The organism is Marinomonas profundi, assembly GCF_020694005.1.
Taxonomy (GTDB): domain Bacteria; phylum Pseudomonadota; class Gammaproteobacteria; order Pseudomonadales; family Marinomonadaceae; genus Marinomonas; species Marinomonas profundi.
Genome location: NZ_CP073013.1, coordinates 2,121,655 through 2,138,852, shown reverse-complemented (window position 1 = coordinate 2,138,852; position 17,198 = coordinate 2,121,655). Strand labels below are relative to the sequence as shown.

General features: G+C 45.2%; 19 protein-coding genes, 1 other RNA gene and 1 pseudogene. 9 read left to right on the top strand and 12 right to left on the bottom strand.

Translation table 11 applies throughout. The annotated features are described in order from the left end of the window. Positions 1 to 7: 7 nt before the first annotated feature. The 6 genes from J8N69_RS10020 to ugpB all read right to left on the bottom strand — a co-directional run bounded on the left by J8N69_RS10020 (position 8) and on the right by ugpB (position 5,774). A complete protein-coding gene (locus tag J8N69_RS10020; RefSeq protein WP_168824237.1) occupies positions 8 to 766 on the bottom strand; it encodes a DeoR/GlpR family DNA-binding transcription regulator in 759 nt (252 codons plus the stop codon). Positions 767 to 819: 53 nt separating this feature from the next. After that, entirely contained in the window at positions 820 to 1,572 is a 753-nt protein-coding gene (locus tag J8N69_RS10015) for a glycerophosphoryl diester phosphodiesterase (RefSeq protein ID WP_168824235.1), read from the bottom strand. A gap of 7 nt (positions 1,573 to 1,579) precedes the next feature. Continuing rightward, positions 1,580 to 2,647, bottom strand: a complete 1,068-nt coding sequence (locus J8N69_RS10010; RefSeq protein WP_168824233.1) for a sn-glycerol-3-phosphate import ATP-binding protein UgpC — start codon at positions 2,645 to 2,647, stop codon at positions 1,580 to 1,582. A gap of 2 nt (positions 2,648 to 2,649) precedes the next feature. Beyond that, positions 2,650 to 3,498 (bottom strand): sn-glycerol-3-phosphate ABC transporter permease UgpE, encoded by an 849-nt coding sequence (gene ugpE / locus J8N69_RS10005; RefSeq protein ID WP_168824231.1) that lies wholly within the window; start codon positions 3,496 to 3,498, stop codon positions 2,650 to 2,652. Then, a complete protein-coding gene (gene ugpA, locus J8N69_RS10000; protein ID WP_168824229.1) occupies positions 3,495 to 4,373 on the bottom strand; it encodes a sn-glycerol-3-phosphate ABC transporter permease UgpA in 879 nt (292 codons plus the stop codon). Before ugpA ends, ugpE begins: the two co-directional genes overlap by 4 nt. Positions 4,374 to 4,472: 99 nt before the next feature. Then, positions 4,473 to 5,774, bottom strand: a complete 1,302-nt coding sequence (gene ugpB / locus J8N69_RS09995) for a sn-glycerol-3-phosphate ABC transporter substrate-binding protein UgpB (protein ID WP_168824227.1) — start codon at positions 5,772 to 5,774, stop codon at positions 4,473 to 4,475. A gap of 257 nt (positions 5,775 to 6,031) precedes the next feature. Between ugpB and recN the strand changes: the two genes are divergently transcribed. Continuing rightward, positions 6,032 to 7,702, top strand: a complete 1,671-nt coding sequence (gene recN, locus J8N69_RS09990; RefSeq protein WP_168824225.1) for a DNA repair protein RecN — start codon at positions 6,032 to 6,034, stop codon at positions 7,700 to 7,702. A gap of 98 nt (positions 7,703 to 7,800) precedes the next feature. Here recN and fur read toward each other — a convergent pair whose 3' ends face one another. Beyond that, on the bottom strand, positions 7,801 to 8,211 hold the full coding sequence (fur, locus tag J8N69_RS09985; protein WP_168824223.1) for a ferric iron uptake transcriptional regulator: 411 nt from the start codon (positions 8,209 to 8,211) through the stop codon (positions 7,801 to 7,803). A gap of 69 nt (positions 8,212 to 8,280) precedes the next feature. Here fur and J8N69_RS17125 point away from each other — a divergent pair, with 69 nt between their 5' ends. Beyond that, entirely contained in the window at positions 8,281 to 8,598 is a 318-nt protein-coding gene (locus J8N69_RS17125) for an outer membrane protein assembly factor BamE (protein WP_168824221.1), read from the top strand. On the opposite strand, the gene J8N69_RS09975 is transcribed toward J8N69_RS17125, so the two are convergent. Genes J8N69_RS09975 through J8N69_RS09965 form a run of 3 tightly spaced genes read right to left on the bottom strand, consistent with a single transcriptional unit; the run spans position 8,595 to position 10,672 of the window. After that, on the bottom strand, positions 8,595 to 8,879 hold the full coding sequence (locus J8N69_RS09975) for an RnfH family protein (RefSeq protein ID WP_168824219.1): 285 nt from the start codon (positions 8,877 to 8,879) through the stop codon (positions 8,595 to 8,597). The two genes, J8N69_RS17125 and J8N69_RS09975, sit on opposite strands and share 4 nt — an antisense overlap. A gap of 1 nt (position 8,880) precedes the next feature. Beyond that, a complete protein-coding gene (locus tag J8N69_RS09970) occupies positions 8,881 to 9,312 on the bottom strand; it encodes a type II toxin-antitoxin system RatA family toxin (RefSeq protein ID WP_168824217.1) in 432 nt (143 codons plus the stop codon). 1 nt (position 9,313) lies between these two features. Beyond that, positions 9,314 to 10,672, bottom strand: coding sequence for a sodium-dependent transporter (locus J8N69_RS09965; protein ID WP_168824215.1), 1,359 nt, complete (start codon positions 10,670 to 10,672; stop codon positions 9,314 to 9,316). Between the two features lie 181 nt (positions 10,673 to 10,853). On the opposite strand from J8N69_RS09965, the gene smpB reads away from it, so the two are divergent. The 5 genes from smpB to J8N69_RS09940 all read left to right on the top strand — a co-directional run bounded on the left by smpB (position 10,854) and on the right by J8N69_RS09940 (position 13,268). Beyond that, positions 10,854 to 11,333, top strand: coding sequence for an SsrA-binding protein SmpB (smpB, locus tag J8N69_RS09960; RefSeq protein WP_123095047.1), 480 nt, complete (start codon positions 10,854 to 10,856; stop codon positions 11,331 to 11,333). 148 nt (positions 11,334 to 11,481) lie between these two features. Continuing rightward, positions 11,482 to 11,843, top strand: a transfer-messenger RNA (tmRNA) gene (ssrA, locus tag J8N69_RS09955). Between the two features lie 203 nt (positions 11,844 to 12,046). Beyond that, the gene (locus J8N69_RS09950; protein ID WP_168824213.1) at positions 12,047 to 12,412 is read left to right on the top strand and encodes a hypothetical protein; all 366 of its coding nucleotides are present in this window, start codon (positions 12,047 to 12,049) and stop codon (positions 12,410 to 12,412) included. A gap of 2 nt (positions 12,413 to 12,414) precedes the next feature. Beyond that, on the top strand, positions 12,415 to 12,801 hold the full coding sequence (locus J8N69_RS09945) for a helix-turn-helix domain-containing protein (protein ID WP_168824211.1): 387 nt from the start codon (positions 12,415 to 12,417) through the stop codon (positions 12,799 to 12,801). Beyond that, on the top strand, positions 12,798 to 13,268 hold the full coding sequence (locus tag J8N69_RS09940) for a hypothetical protein (RefSeq protein WP_168824209.1): 471 nt from the start codon (positions 12,798 to 12,800) through the stop codon (positions 13,266 to 13,268). Before J8N69_RS09945 ends, J8N69_RS09940 begins: the two co-directional genes overlap by 4 nt. 9 nt (positions 13,269 to 13,277) lie before the next feature. Here the strand turns inward: J8N69_RS09940 and J8N69_RS09935 are convergent. Together J8N69_RS09935 and J8N69_RS09930 are read right to left on the bottom strand one after the other, a co-directional pair. After that, positions 13,278 to 13,757: pseudogene (locus J8N69_RS09935) on the bottom strand (tyrosine-type recombinase/integrase); the annotation flags it as partial. Between the two features lie 230 nt (positions 13,758 to 13,987). Beyond that, the gene (locus J8N69_RS09930; protein WP_229426369.1) at positions 13,988 to 15,082 is read right to left on the bottom strand and encodes an ISAs1 family transposase; all 1,095 of its coding nucleotides are present in this window, start codon (positions 15,080 to 15,082) and stop codon (positions 13,988 to 13,990) included. A 271-nt stretch (positions 15,083 to 15,353) separates the two neighbouring features. Between J8N69_RS09930 and J8N69_RS09925 the strand changes: the two genes are divergently transcribed. Further along, the gene (locus tag J8N69_RS09925) at positions 15,354 to 16,001 is read left to right on the top strand and encodes a hypothetical protein (protein ID WP_168824204.1); all 648 of its coding nucleotides are present in this window, start codon (positions 15,354 to 15,356) and stop codon (positions 15,999 to 16,001) included. 228 nt (positions 16,002 to 16,229) lie between these two features. Further along, the gene (locus tag J8N69_RS09920; RefSeq protein ID WP_168824202.1) at positions 16,230 to 16,841 is read left to right on the top strand and encodes a Yip1 family protein; all 612 of its coding nucleotides are present in this window, start codon (positions 16,230 to 16,232) and stop codon (positions 16,839 to 16,841) included. Positions 16,842 to 17,198 lie beyond the last annotated feature (357 nt).

The following is a 17,198-nucleotide window of genomic DNA, read 5'->3' as shown; positions in this document are numbered from 1 at the left end:
AGTCGTCCTAACAACAGAGTTGAATTTGCACACCATGGGAGGTGAGTAAATGTGTTTGTGATTCGGTTAGCGCATCGCTAAACAGCCAATCTATCGCAGCAAAAGGCTGTACCCGCGCCATGGCCTTGCGGCCCCATTTATGTTGGTCAGCGACCAGCAAACTGTGGCGACTTTGCTCCACCAAGACACGACTCACTGCCGCTTCTTCAGGATCAAAATCCAATATGCCTTGCTCTTCATCCATGCCGCCACAGCCCAATACACCATAGTCAAAATAGTATTGTCGCAGCCCAGACAAGGTTTCTTCTCCCACCAAATCATGATGCTGATGACGCAGCTTTCCCGCCAGCACGCGCACCCGAACCTCTGGGTAATTTCCCAAAATACTCGCCACGGTTAAGTTATTGGTGAAGACTTGCAAGTCATGATGGGCAACCAAGGCTTTCGCCACGTATTCCACCGTGGTGCCAATGCCCAAAAACACCGACGCACCACCGGGAATCATCTGAGCCACCTGCGCAGCAATCGCTTCTTTCGCATCACGGTTCAAAAACTGGCGATGATCAAAAGGCAAGTTCTCAGCACTGGAAACCAAGGCAATACCACCATGGATACGACGCACCAAATGTCGCTCGGCCAACTGATTAATGTCTTTGCGGATGGTCTGAGACGACACATTAAAACGCGCCACCATGTCTTCCACTAACAAGGCATCTTCTTGCTGCACCCAGTTTAAAATCTGGTTTTGTCGCTCATTCAAGCCCACACGGCACCCTTATTTTATTACGTTGTATTAGTTCGTTGTATGAGTTCGTTGTATTAGTTGATCAGCAGAGCGGCAAACTGAGTCGGATCATCGGTAATCACCGCGTCCATTCCCCATTCCCAATGCGCGGCGACTTTTTTAGGGTCATTGGCGGTATAACACAGCAATTTATAACCCGCTGCCTTGACCGCTCGCGCTTGCGCTTCGGTTAAACGTGAGTAATCACAATTCAAACTGTAGGCCTCGATACTCTCAAGCTGCTCTTGCCAGTCCGTTGGAATATCCTCATACAAGGGCGCAAGATGACGCAGCCCATCAATCTCATAACACATTTCTAATGCGGCAAGGTTGAAGCTGGAAATCATCAGTTTGTCGTTGTCTTGCCAATGATCACGCAACATCGCCATGACTGCCGGCACAATGTTTTCCACATCGGCGCTGTCGTGTTTAATTTCCAGATTCAAGCCGAGATTCAACGACTGAATACACTCCAGTGCGTCCAGCAAGGTGGGCACTTTCTCGCCCGAAAACTCATCAGAAAACCAAGCGCCCGCATCCAATTCCGCTACGTCCGTTGGTCGTGCTTCACGGGTAACACCCGACCCATTGGTGCAACGGTCAAGGGTATCATCGTGAAAAATGATCAAGCCACCTTCGGCAATCAAATACACATCAATTTCTACCCAAGTCGCGCCAGCGTCAGCGGCGGCTCGAATCGACGCCAAGGTATTTTCCGGTGCCAATAACGCCGCACCACGGTGACCCATCACCTTTGTTTGCAAAATATCGCGCGTCTCGTTTTTCATCTTGCTCTCACAATCGTTGTTGCGTGTTTGCGTCAAATAAATGCCAATGTTGCACTGGCGACGTCAGCCACATAAGGCTATTAATTTCGGGCAAATGCGGCCCCGACAAACGCACCACCAGCGGCTCGCCATTATCCGACTCTGTCTCTAGTTTGCCATGAATTAACGTCTCGGCTCCCAAGGATTCTACCGCTTGGATACGCAAAGCGAAATCGGCATTTTGCTCCTCACTGACCTCTAAATGCTCAGGTCGAATGCCCCACACAATGCCGCCTCGATACGAATGAGAAAGCGGCAGAGTCAACGCCTCAGAGATTTTAATGCCTTGTTCCGTCAGATTCGCATTGATCAAATTCATCGATGGCGAACCAATAAACGCCGCCACAAAAGGCGTGGCCGGTTTATTGTATAAATCCATCGGCGTACCAATCTGCTCCGCCTTGCCCTTGTTTAACACTACCAAACGATCCGCCAAGGTCATGGCTTCCACCTGATCGTGGGTCACATACAAGGTCGTCGTGCCTAACTTGCGTTGCAACTGACGAATCTCGACACGCATCTGCACGCGCAATTTTGCGTCTAGATTGGACAAAGGCTCATCAAACAAAAACACTTTCGGATCGCGCACCATGGCGCGACCCATGGCAACACGCTGACGTTGACCACCGGATAATTGACGCGGCTTACGCTGCAGCAATTCGGTTAAACCCAACATGGTCGCCACAGCGCTGACTTTTTCTTCTATCAAATTCTTCGCCATGCCACGGTTTTTCAAGCCATAAGCCATGTTGTCGTACACCGACATATGCGGATACAAGGCGTAATTCTGAAACACCATGGCGATGTCGCGCTCCGCCGGTTCTTTTTCATTCATGCGCTCGCCACGAATGCGCAGCTCGCCCGTGGAAATACTTTCCAAGCCTGCCACCATGCGCAATAAGGTGGATTTACCACAGCCAGACGGCCCAACCAACACAATAAACTCGCCCTCTTCAATCGATAAATCCACACTGGGAATCGCATGAAAACCATTCGGGTAAGTCTTGCCTACTTTTTCTAAAATAACGTCCGTCATTACTACTTCTCCGAATCCACTAAGCCTTTAACAAATAGCTTCTGCATGCCAATCACCACCGCAACCGGTGGCAACATCGCCAATAAGGTGGTGGCCATAATCTGGTTCCACGCGATATCACCATCGGTCACCGACAGCATGCGCTTAATACTCATTACCAAGGTGTAATAAGCATCGTCCGTGGTGATCAACAAAGGCCAGAGATATTGATTCCAACCGTAAATAAACAAGATCACAAACAAGGCCGCGATATTGGTTCTGGACAGCGGCAACAAGATGTCAAAAAAGAACCGCCACGGCCCGGCACCGTCCATTCGCGCCGCTTCCACCAGCTCCCCCGGAATGCTCAAGAAACACTGGCGAAACAAAAACGTCGCCGTCGCACTGGCAATCAATGGCAGGGTTAAACCGGTGTAACTGTTGAGCAAATCCAGATTCGCTACCACCTCGTAAGTTGGCACAATCCGCACCTCGACTGGCAGCATTAGGGTCATAAAAATGATCCAAAAGCACAGGTTACGAAACGGAAAACGAAAGAACACAATGGCGTAAGCCGACAACAATGATATGGCGATTTTGCCGAAGGTAATCCCCAGCGCCATAATCAAAGAGTTCAGCATCATAAACCAAACCGGTGTCTCCACTCCGTTGCCGGCTTTTTCAAACAACACGGTGCCCCATGTTTCTGCGCCAGCATCACCGAACCACAAAGGAATGTGCCCAACCCCAAAGGCCGAAGCCGGATGCGTCGACGCCACCAGCGCCATCCACACAGGCAAAGCCACCAAGGCAATCCCCGTCAATAAGGTCGCGTGGCTGGCAAAAGTTAACCAAGGTCGATTTTCGATCATGAGTACTGCACCCTACGCTCAATAAAACGAAACTGAATCACCGTCATTAGACCAACAATCGCCATTAACACCACAGATTGCGCCGCCGATCCGCCCAGATCCAAACCGACAAAACCGTCATCAAACACTTTGTAAACCAAGGTTGTGGTGCTTTGTCCTGGGCCGCCCTTGGTGGTCGCATCGATCACCCCGAAGGTTTCAAAGAAGGCATACACAAGGTTAACCACCAACAAGAAAAAAGTCGTCGGCGACAAAAGCGGAAAGACAATGGTCCAAAAGCGCTTGAACGGGCTAGCACCATCAATCGCCGCCGCTTCAATCAACGAGCGCGGCACGGCTTGCAATCCTGCAAGGAAGAACAAGAAGTTGTAACTGATTTGCTTCCAAGTTGAGGCGATTACCACCAATATCATGGCTTGGTTGCCATCTAAATAATGGTTCCAATGAATACCCGCCGACTTCAACCACAGGGCGATCGGCCCCATGCTCGGATCAAATAAAATCCACCACAAGACCCCCGCCAACGCAGGCGCCACGGCATAAGGCCAGATTAACAAGGTTTGATAAGCCAACTTGCCGCGAATAATTCGATCCGCCATCACCGCCAGCAACAGCGCCAAGGACATACCGACAATGGCCACCGAAAAGCTGAACACCAAGGTGGTCAACATCGACTGGTAATACAAAGGATCGGTAAACAAATCGGTAAAATTTTCTAGGCCAATAAATTCACGACTTAGGCCAAACGCGTCTTCTCGGTAAAACGCTTGCTCTAACGCTTGCTCAGCAGGCCATAGAAAGAAAATCGCCGTCACCAACAACTGCGGTAACAACAGCAGCCAAGGTAAGACTTTATGAGGAAAAGTAACTGTCATCGGACAATCCAGACAAAAGAGAACGACACATGAAAAAACACCTTTATCTAAGTAAAAAAAACGCCCTCATGCGTTAATACACAAGGGCGTTGATTACACTTAATTGTTCGCTTTTTCAAAACGGCGAAGTTGCGCATTGCCACGTTCAACCGCGGTATTTAGCGCGCGTTGAGCGTTTACATCGCCACTCCATACAGACTCTAGCGCTTCATCGATGATGCCACGAATTTGTACAAAGTTACCCAAGCGCACCCCTTTGGTATTAGCCGTTGGCGTACCCGTTGTCATTTGGGTCACACCCGTTTCTGTACCTGAATTAGCCGCATAAAAACCTTGTTTCTTGGTCAAATCATACGCCGCTTTAGTGATTGGCAAATAGCCTGAAAACTGGTGCCAGTCGGCCTGTACAGAAGGACTTGATAAGAAACTTAGGAAAGACGCCACGCCTTTGTATTCTTCTTTAGAATGGCCTTGCAACACCCATAAAGACGCGCCACCAATAATGGTATTAGACGGCTGTTTTACCTTGCCTTCCCAGTAAGGCAGCTCAGCAACACCAAAGTCAAAGGTCGCATTTCGCTTGATACCGGCAAGCCCCGCCGAAGACTCGGTAAACATCGCGCATTCTTGGCTATAGAACTTCGCCGCGCCGTCGTTGGTTCGACCCGAGTAACTAAAAATACCGTTCTTTTGCCATTCGCCCATTTTCTCTACATGAGCCACTTGCAACGGACCATTGAAGGTAAGCTCGGTTTTCACGCCACCAAAACCATTTTCCAGCGTGGCAAACGGCACGTTATGACGCGCACTTAGGTTTTCTAACTGCACCCAAGATTGCCACGCCGTGGTAAAACCACAGGTTACCCCAGACGCTAGTAGTTTTTTAGACACGCTTTCAACGTCTTGCCAGGTTTTAGGCGCTTGGCTGATACCGGCTTTTTTGAACAAATCTTTGTTGTAATACAAAACAGGCGTTGAGCTGTTAAACGGCAAAGACAACATCTGCCCTTCACTGTTCGAATAATAACCCGTTACCGCGCTTAAATAGGTGCTTTCATCAAACGCTTGGCCTGAATCTTTCATCAACTGATGCACGGGATAAATCGCGCCTTGGGCCGCCATCATACTGGCTGTACCCACTTCAAATACCTGCACAATGGCAGGCTGCTGCTTAGCACGAAACGCCGCAATCGCCGACGTCATGGTCTCGGTATAATTGCCTTTATAGACCGGCTTCACCTCGTAGTCGTTCTGAGAGTCATTGAAGGCCTTCGCCATTTCATCAACCTTCTCACCATTGGCACCACCCATAGCGTGCCACCACTCTATTTGTGTCGCCGCAAAGCCCGAGCTCGCCATAGACAACCCAACCACTACCGACACCAACTTCAAATTATGCATTTCCGTGTTCCTCACAATGAGTTTTTATTAGAAAAGAAAGAACCACTATAGAAAGAAAATATTTCAGTTTGATGATAGTAAGGTTTCATTTGAAATACAATTGCCATTCATATGAAACTGAAACAACAAGCGTATGCTCACCACATCGCTGCTGTTTAAGCCTCTTTCAAAAAATAATATCGCTCTCCTACTTGTCAAAAAACAACCAAGTACTGTATAAATAACCATATAAAATATATTCTCTTTCGGAGTCTTTTATGCTGACCAGCATCGCTATTTCCAATTTCGCCATTGTTGAATCCTTAGAGTTGGAGTTCCACAAAGGCATGACTGTGATTTCAGGGGAAACAGGCGCGGGTAAATCCATTATGGTGGATGCTCTGTCGCTTTGTTTGGGTGACCGAACTGACGCGGCGGTTGTTCGTCATGGCGAAAAAAAAGCCGACATCAGTGCCAGTTTTGACATCCAACATTATCCGCATGTTCATAGGTGGCTGGAAGAGAGAGATTTAGAACACGATCAACATTGCATATTACGCCGTGTGATTAGCAAAGAAGGGCGCTCTAAGGCCTATATTAACGGTCGTCCTTGCACATTAAACGATCTTAAAGAAGTGGGTAGCCACCTTGTTGATATTCACGGGCAGCACGAGCACCAATCGTTGCTTAAAAAGAACGCCCAAAGACAGCAGCTTGATGCCTACGGTCAATTGACTGACTTGAGTAAAAAAGTGAGCCTACAATATACGGCGTGGCGACAGCTCAAAGAAGAGCTCTCTGCGTTACAGAACCGCTCTTCCGAGCAAGATGCAAAAATCCAATTGCTGTCTTATCAAGCTCAAGAGCTGCAACAGCTGGACCTCAAAGAAGGCGAAATCGAAGCACTAGAAAACGAGCAAGCCTTCTTATCCAACATTGCAGACTCCCAGTTTAAAGCGTACCAAGCCAGTGGAATCTTAATCGACAGCGACGAAGGCAATGTTTGCTCTTTATTGCATCAAGCCATTAACAGCGCCAGCCAGATTCGTCCAGCGACTAAGGAATTGGACAACGCCCTAGAAATGATGAATGTGGCATTAATACAAGCCCAGGAAGCGGCTGATAGCTTGCATCATTACCAAGACACCTTAGAGCAAAACCCAGAACGCCTGACTGATGTGGAACACCGTTTGTCGGATATTTACGATACCGCTCGCAAACACAGAACCCTGCCAGAAGGGCTTTTATCTTTACGCGCAAGTGTGGAAGCCGAACTTAACAGCCTGCAAAGCAGTGAAGAAAGCGTAGAATCACTGAAAGAAAAAGAAGAACAAGCTTATGAAAAGCTCACCGCACTCGCCACCACTCTAACGGAAAAACGCATTACAGCAAAAGACGACTTAGCACAAAAAGTCGAAGAGCAAATACATGGGCTCGGTATGCCCCACGCGCGCTTTTTCATTCAATGCCAACCATTAAACCAAGTCACCGCAAACGGCTTTGAAGACATCGAATACATGATAGCGTCTAACCCAGGGCAACCAGCTCAGCCATTGCGCAAAGTGGCGTCAGGTGGTGAGTTGTCACGCATCAGCTTAGGCATTCAAGTCGTCACCGCCCACACCTCCATTATCCCAACACTGGTCTTCGATGAAGTCGATGTGGGCATAAGTGGCGGCATTGCCGAAGTGGTCGGGCGTATGTTGCGTTCGGTTGGCAAACGAGGACAAGTTTTCTGCGTTACTCATTTGGCGCAAGTTGCGGCTCAGGGCAACCAACATCTGCGTGTTAGTAAGCTCATCGCCGATGACGCAACCTCCTCGCAAGTCAATCTATTAAAAGATCACGATCGCACTCAAGAAATCGCTCGCTTACTCGGGGGACTAGAACTAACGGAGCAAACATTGGCTCACGCTAGAGAAATGCTGGGCAATGTTCAACTGCAGTAAAACCATGACAACGGAATCAGGTTACTAAAGTCGGTTTAATAAAAAAGGTCTAAATGGTAACATTTAGACCTTTTTTGTTCTCTAAGAAATAAATTGTTTTATTTCTTTTTAGGTCGAACGTAAATAATTAAGCTGTGGTCTTCGATATCAAAGCCATGCTCTTCTGCGATTTCACGCTGACGTTTTTCAATAATAGGGTCAACAAACTCAATCACTTTGCCTGAGTCCAGACAAATCATATGATCATGGTGATCGCCTTTTGCCAGCTCAAAAACCGCCGTGCCAGCCTCAAAATGATGACGCTGGACTAAGCCCGCTGTTTCAAACTGAGTCAAGACACGGTAAACCGTTGCCAAGCCAACATCTTCACCTTGATCAAGCAAAGTGCGATAAACGTCATCCGCACTCATATGACGGTCACCTGCACCCTCAAGAATTTGTAAAATTTTCACTCGTGGTAAGGTTACCTTGAGTCCCGCTCTCTTTAGCTCTTGATTTTCGCTAGTCATGAGTCATTCTCTATTCGATCTTGTTGATAATTACTTTATCATTAGCATACCAGAGTAAGGATAATACAAATGAAAAAATCAGCTTTTATACTATGCGCAGCACTTTCAATAAGCGCATGCAGTTTATTTCCACCACCGTATAAAGTCCCAGTCACACAAGGAAACCTTATAACGCAAGAACAGCTATCACAGCTGAAAGTCGGTATGTCCGAGTCTCAAGTTACCTATCTCTTGGGTAACCCGATGCTAATAGACACGTTCAAACCAAACGAATGGCACTACCTATATGCGTCGCTATATGCAGAACCAGGCACCAAACACAGTGATGCCGATGATCTAGTACTGATCTTTAGCGATGGCGTTTTAACACAAATCAAAAACAACTAATCCTTAGTGTTTTTTTCAGCACGGTTGGCCCTAGCTTGCTTAGGGTCAACTTTTAGCTCACGATACAACTCAACTCGCTCACCCTCTTTTAACACCTGTTCCTCTGCGTTTCGCACCGCTTTGCCAAAAATGCCTACTTTCACGGCCTCTAGATCCACCTCAGGAAAAAACACATTAATATTGGAACGACGCACCGCCTCTCGAACGGTACAACCTTCTTCCACCTCTAAAGCAATAATTTTCTGCTTTTCAGGCAAAGCGTAAGCAACTTCAACCCTCATACTATTCACCGTATACTATTTTTGCTCGTTTGCTAAAAGCATCCACCATGGCATTGGCAATTTGGCTAAATACACTACCAAATGCAAACTTTAACATACCGCTGAGCTCAAAATTGATACTTAACATGATTTTACAACGGGTCGGAGACAACTCGGTAAAAGTCCACACGCCATGCAAGCGCTTAAAAGGCCCCTTTACCAAGGTCATTTCTATTCGATGATGACTTTGTAAAAAGTTTTTTGTCGTAAAAGACTGCCGTATTGGCCCTTTACCCACCTCTAAAGACGCCACAATTTCACTCGGTGTTCTTGATATCAAGGTTGCTCCCATACAGCCAGGTAAAAACTCAGGGTAACTATCAATATCATTAACCAATGCAAACATTTGCTCACAACTGTAATTAACATGAGCAAATCGCTCTATATGACTCAAACTACACTCCTATCCAACCAGCAACAACAATCACAATCATTGCTGGAATGCTTATGTATTTCAATGTGTTATACCACCATTGGAAATGACTTGCTCGTTTTGTAATCATTTCATTTTGCAGCATAGAACGAGGAATGAACCAAGCCACCAAAACCGACAACAATATCGCGCCCATTGGCAACAGAACCAAAGACGTAAACTGATCCAGTAGCTCAAATAGATTTAACCCAAAAACAAGCTTGCTATCCCAATGATTAAAAGACAACAACACCGCCACACCCACAGACCAAACCGCCACACCCATGAGCAAAGCCGCGTTTAAACGCGCAATATAAAAACGCTCATGCAACCAAGCGACAAACAGTTCTAACATAGAAATAGCCGACGTCAGTGCAGCAACCACCATTAATAAAAAAAACACTCCCGCAAAAAACTGCCCCGCCAATAAATGACCAAAAATGATGGGCAAAGACACAAAAGTCAAACTTGGCCCCGCTTGCACATCAATCTGAAAAGAAAAAACAAGCGGAAAGATGAGTAAACCAGCCAATATCGCCACCAGTAAATCCACCCCCACAACAATACTACAAGCACGAGCGATCGACATACGCTTACTCATGTAAGCACCGTAAGCAAACATGGCTCCCATGCCAACACTCAAACTAAATAGCGCCAACCCCACAGCCGATAAAACAACCTCAAACGTGACGTCCTGCCATGCCCAACGAAACATAAAATCTAGGGCGGCATGCGTATTGCCAATCACCATAGAATAAGACGCCAACAGCAACAAAGCGACAATCAGCACCGGCAACAAAATCCGTACTATCGTCGATAATCCACGAGTAACAGATTGCCCAACGGTTAACACCACCAGCGCCATAAACACAGAGTGCCACAATAACATTTCCGTCGGCGCAGCAAGCAACCCATTAAACATATTTGAAGCACCAGCCTGGGTGATTCCAACCAACTCACCCGACACCGCGCGATCCAAATACGCAATAGACCAACCGGCAATAACACTATAAAACGTTAGAATTAAAAATCCCGTAATGCCCGCCAGCCAAGGCACGAACACCCAAGCAGGATGCACCACCCGACGCTCACTTAAATCATTCACGGTATCAATCGGATTAGAACGAACCGTGCGCCCCAAAGCCACTTCTGCCACCAGCACTGGCAAACCAACCAGCAATAGACACAAGCAATATATTGTCAAAAAAGCGCCACCACCGTTTTGCCCCAATACATAAGGAAATTTCCAAATATTGCCCAGTCCGACCGCCGAACCGCTGGCCGCAAAAATAAATATCCACGGACTTGACCAAATACCTTGTAAACATCGACTTTCCGGCATAAATTTAGGCTCTAAATACACAACACGCATTTAAGGGTAGAAACAAAACGTCAAGATGGCCAACGCCTCTGCGATACCTAATCAATTAGATTGATTAATGAATGCGAATTTTCCAACATTCAGGCGCATACCTCAAGAAAAGCATAGGCTTTTGCCTCTATCGACCGTATAATTTTTAACTATGAGTAAAGTAAAGAAAAAATCCAGCAGCACGGGCACCATCGCACTTAACAAACGTGCAAAATACGACTACTTTGTTGACCAGAAGTTCGAAGCCGGACTGGTTTTATCTGGTTGGGAAGTAAAAAGTCTACGCGAAGGCAAAGCCCAACTAGTCGATGCCTTTGTTATCATCCACCAAAACGAAGCGTGGCTTGTCGGTGCGCGTATCACGCCACTGCTCAGCGCCTCAACGCATGTCGTTTGTGAACCGATGCGCCAACGCAAATTGCTTTTAAACCGCAAAGAGCTTGAGCGTATCATCCAAGTTACCGAGCAAAAAGGCAAAACCTGTGCAGCCATGGCACTGTACTGGAAAGGCAACAAGATAAAATGCGAAGTCGCCTTGGTAACTGGTAAAAAAGAACACGATAAACGCGATACTGAACGTGATCGTGACTGGTCAAGAGATAAAGAACGATTAATGAAACACAGCGCCTAATATTGAAAACTTAATAGGCTATACTAAACAGTGTATTGAATGTTAAGCGTGTTGAGTTTTCATAGCGTTTTGAAAGTGAACGTACTAAGCATTTCAGCGTTATCTCTAGCGTAAGCACACAGTTTGCGTTAGACTGGCGTTACTTTTTGGGGGCGACATGGTTTCGACGTCGGTTACAAACCCAAAGGTGCATGTCGAGAGTGATGCGTGATCTCGTTAATCCCCCGCATCAATTTTATAGTCGCAAACGACGAAAACTACGCTTTAGCAGCCTAAACCGCTGCTAGTGTGCTGCCCTCAGGTTGCTTGTAGCCAGAGATTCTGCAGTATCATAAATTACAAGATGCTAACTGATGCCCCGCCTAGGGATAAGGTTCTAAGATTAAGTAGGCTCGCCATTAACACCCTGTCCTTCGGGCGGTTCGTGGTCAAATAATAGAAGTGACTATGCATGTAGAGCCGATGGCAGAGGACTGACGGACGGGGGTTCGACCCCCCCCGCCTCCACCAATTAAAGGCTTGATTTTAAAAGGGTTTGCACTTTTTAAAATGAAGTCGGTGCACATATGAGGCACCAAAGAAAAATTAAAAAAGCCGCTATATTCATAGCGGCTTTTTTTTTGTTACAGTAAAGGCATATTTACAAATTATACGCATTTAAAATTGTATTTTTGGTTGAGATTAACTTATAAGTTAAATAGAATGGACGCCCGATGAAGATTGAACACTGTGACGGAGCGATAGATTCGCGCGACCAAGCACTTAGCCACTTCCCTGACAAGAAGCAGGCTACAACAGCTTTCGCAGCAATGACAGCTCGGCTAAATTTTTTAATGGCAGGAAGACAACTTAGAAACCCAGATCAGATGCGAAAAGAAGGTAAATTGCCAAATGATAAGTTTTTCTATGCTATCAAGACACCAAAACGATTAAGAGCCTATGGGTGGCACTCAAGCCTCCATAAAGGCACTTTCTTTGTTAGTCACTACGCCTTTAAAAAAGGCGAGAAATTAGATCAATCTGATACCACTAAAGTAATATCTAATTGGTGGATATATGAAAAAGAGAATAGGAGGTAACAATGGAAATGTCGCTACCAGAATGGCTAGAACAAGACTCTTTTGACCTCGAAGTTGCGCAGGAAGAAACTCTTCTTGATGCAACAGAAGAACTTTACAATGCTCTAATAGAGTCAAAGATTTCAAAAAAAGAACTTGCCGAAAAGCTTGGTAAAAAACCAGCGTTTATATCTAAGTTATTCCGTGGCTCTCATAACCCAACTTTAAAAACTTTAGCAGAAGTGGCGTATGCCTTGAACAAACGTGTTCGCGTTAAGCTTGTAGATGAAGTAACAGCAAAGTCATGGCATAGCAATAACTTCGACACTGATAGCAAGGTTGTTAGAGTAAAAAAAATGTATAGCCATGCAGCTAATGCTGATCAGATTAAAGATAGAGTATGGTCATGAATGATAATTCAATAGTGCCAAAGCTTACAATTCAGAATGTATTTGTAAGAGAGTTTGAGCAAAGCATAGCTGAAGACTTCCAACCAGCTCTTGATAACATCGAGATGCTAGCTCAACATAAAAGAGGGTTTGGTGATGGCTGTATTGTAAATATTGCTGAATCAGAAGATGAAGATACATTTGTAATTTATAGGTTTAAATACGATTGTGGTGTCAGATTCGTTTTGGCAAATACAGTAGAAGACGATAGTCCAAAAGTACTTTATGAAATAGAAGCTACTTTTGTCGCTGACTACTCTTCTTCTGAAAATATTGAAGACAAAGAAGCTATTAATGATTTTGGCCACAGATATGTCGGATATCATGTTTGGCCTTATTGGCGAGAGTTCGTTCAATCATCCCTCCAACGCTCAGGGCTTCCTACAATAGTAATACCACAATACCGAGTACCAAATAAGCCGCATTAAGCGGCTTTTTTATGCCTGCGACAAAGGATTCAATCTAACCGCTTCTTCTAGGAAGTCTGGGGGTAGATGCGCGTATCGCATGGTCATTTTAATGTCACTATGCCCTAAAATCCGCTGTAGTGTCAGTATATTCCCACCATTAATCATGAAATGACTTGCGAAAGAGTGTCTGAGAACATGGGCTGCCTGACCTTTGGGGAGTTCAATTGTTGTTCGTTTCAATGCTCGTCTAAAACTACCTATTGAGCTAGTAAATAAAGGTCGATTAGTCGCTTTAGAGGCATGTTTTTTTAGTCTTTCAAAAAGCCATTCTGCTACTGGAATTGTTCTATTTTCACCATTTTCAGTATCGTTGAAAGTCACTTTACCATCACGAACATTCCCCGAATTAAGCCCTTCAGCCTCTCCCCATCTTGCACCAGTACACAAACAAATTAGTGTAATCAGCTCCACATGCTCATTCTCACATTGCTTAATGGATTCCATTAACTCTTCAACTTGCTAAATTGTGAGATGGAATACTTAATGGAGCTGGATAAAGAACACAGGCATCTAAAATGACGGTGTAAGTATTATTCATTAATACCCCATGTCGTTTTCTTGGTCGAGTGCGGTTAGTTCTTCCAAGCTCGTCAATCTTTTATTCAATAATGTCTCTTTGTACTTCATAACATCTACAAGAGCGACTGAGGTCATTTAACAAGGCAAACGCATGAACATTATTTAACCAACCCCATCACTTTAAACAGATACTTATCATCCCAGCCGCAGGCTTTACGTTTATTTTTGATGCCCAGTTTTAAACTTGTCTCCTGCTTTAATAAATTTAAAGCGATTTGTCGGGTGGTGGCTAGGTTTTCTGCCGCGTAACCTTGTCTAGCTCGGCACTGATCTTCCCCAAAAGAGACATCCAACACCCAATGAAGCTGGTTTTCGACTCCCCAATGCTCACGAGTTGCCTTTAGCACTTCTTCTGCAGACATTTCTTTACTGGAAATAAAATAACGAATATGGCTTCGGCCTTTTTCATTAGCCACTCGATCTGATTGTATCGCGGCGACAGTTTTTGCTTGCCATTCTGCTGCAATAGACAGGGAGGATAAGTCCGTCGTGACCCAGCATCGACGATGCTCCTTGCGACCATGAGTTTCGTTTTCTTGCTCAAAAAAGTGATCACTTAGCGTGTCTTGTGTATGGTTTTCCCAATAATGGCCGAAGTAGGTTACAAGCTCTTTATGTAACGTTTTCTGATTACTTTTTACGGTAACCAAATAGTCTGATTCTCTTTCAATGACCTTGGAGACAATGTCTTTCTGACATCCCATGGCATCCATTGTGACCAAGCAACCTTTGATAGCCAGCTGATCTAGTAACTTAGGAATGACCTTGATTTCATTGGATTTTTTATCTACTTTGTATTGACCAAGAGAGACGCCAGCCTGTGAAGCCCAAGCGTTCACCATGTGAATAGCTTGGTGTTTGTTCGAGCGTGACGCCCGCACCGTCTTCCCATCAATCGCAACGACGCCAGATAATGGAGTATCAATCAACATGTCTTGAACCCAGCCACAAAACATTTCTCGATAACAGGCTGAACCCAACAAAGAAAATAAACGGTTAAAGGTGTCATGTGATGGAATACCGCCTTCTAATCGAAGATATTGTTTGAACCAGTCCTTTCGAGTATCGGCAAAAAGCTGAATCGATTCCCAATCATCCGCGCCACAAAGTATCGCGCAGGTAGTCATGAAAACGACTTCCCCTAAATCATGGGTACATTTTGCTTGTTGGCGTGGGTCATTTAGCTGCATCATACGGTCTAATACGGTCTAATAGGGTCATCGGCTTCAAAAGGGCATGATCATTCATCAAACACGGATTGAATGCAAATATTGTGTTAACTGATTAAAAAACGTTCATGCGTTTACCCTGGGTCATTTAACGGCAACCTCACTTAACTGCTACGCAATAGTAAGTTTTTTGCAAAAATGCAGAAAGGTGATGGGCGTATCTCGGCTTTGCTCATTATCTATGCTTTCATGTGGGTTGGATAATGGTTTCTGATAAGCAATGGGGAATGCTCTTATGAAATTTATTACTTTTTTGGTGCTGTTTTCGGCTCTTTTATCTGGCTGTTCGTCCAATGTAAAGCTGTCTGGTCACAATGTTAGCAATGTCGACTCAAGTATAAACATCGATAAATCGGCTGCGATTGCGGTGCTTCCAAATAAAGCGGGTGACCCACTGACGAACAAGCGTTATATCCCCTATATTATCAATGCACTCAAAGAACGTGGCTTTGCCAATGTCTCTGAATCACCCAACGACCTGGATTATCAGTTAGTAGTGAACTTTACGTCCGAAGCGAAGATAGAATCGACGCAGGTGCCCGTTTTTAATAATGAGAGAAACCTCCCTTATACCATTTGCCATAGAAACCCAAGTTCAGACACACGAACTTGTATCACTCGTTATCGCAACTTTATGGAACCGATTGTCAGTGGCTACAAAACGGTAGAAAGCCCAACCAATGTTTATACCTTTCATTACACGCTAGCCGATCAGCAAAATAAGTTATTGTTGGATTCCACCAATACGGTGGTTCATGCAAATTGTTCCAAATGGAAAATGTTCGAATTTTTAGCCAAGGACGCGATTGCTCGAGCCAATTTTAACAATCCGGTCGACACGCCTTATGCGGTAGAAATGAAACCAGACTATAGCTGTGAGTAAGTCTCGCTAAGGGTTATCGGTTGAAATGGCGTTTAGCCCTGTTCTGCACTGCGCCTGCTTACTCCTAAATCGCATTAGTAATAATCTGTTTATAAGAAAACGTTATCAGTTTTCACGTTTCTTTTTGCGTATGCATCTATACTGCATATAAGCCACTTTGTTTGGGCGTGGCTGTGTCGGGTGTTTTCCAAATCCATTACGCTTACGTTGTGAGGCAAGGGGGAATCCATGATCAATCATGTTTGGGGTCTTATTCATCATCCCGATAAAGAGTGGCGCGAGATTAATAAAGAGCATGAGTCGGTAAGCCATTTGTACTTTCATCATGTTCTTTGGATGGCGGCCATTCCCGTGGTAAGTACGTTTATTGGGACCACTCAGTTCGGTTGGACATTTGGCGGCGACGAGGTGATTAAAGTGTCGTTTATGGACGGCATTGGGCTAGGTATCTTGTTTTATGCTCTTATATTGCTTGCGGTGGCTGCTGTCGGTACGTTAATCCATTGGATGGCGAGAAACTTCCCTAGTCGTCCCCCTCGTCAAGAATGTGTTGTTTTTGCAGGTTATATTGCTACGCCGATGTTTTTGAGTGGGCTGTTTGCCATCTATCCTATTATTTGGCTCTGTTTGTTGGCGTGTGTGGCTGGGGTATCTTATACAGGCTACTTGCTGTATCGCGGTACACCGAGCTTTTTAGGCATCAGTCATAAGCAAGGTTTTATTCTTTCCAGTACAACGTTAGGGATAGGAGTTTTGGTGTTAGAAGCCCTTTTGGCGGCTGTGGTGTTGTTATGGAGCTTAGGTTCTGAGCACAGTATTGTATGGCGTTTTTTCCAATAAATTGACGTTTTCGCACTATTAACAGCGCGCTGCCCGATATTGTCTGGTCAGCGCGTTTTATTTTATAGGCTATCTCCCCTTAACATTCTCTAGCAAGCCGCTATTTTTTGTTTCCACTCCCACCTTCCACAAACTGTCTTTATTGGTACGATATTGCGGGGAACTTTTCTTGCCTCTTACGCTCTGAATGTTTGGAAATGATTGTGCTAACGATGGATTTTTTCTTCATCCGCTATTTTTAGGCTATTGATTAGTCGCTTAAAAGGCTATTATTACGGCGTGTTTTCTCCCTAGATTGGAGGTTTCAACGCGCAAAAGCGGAGCGAAGTAACCTTTGAGGACCATGCGACGTTTGTA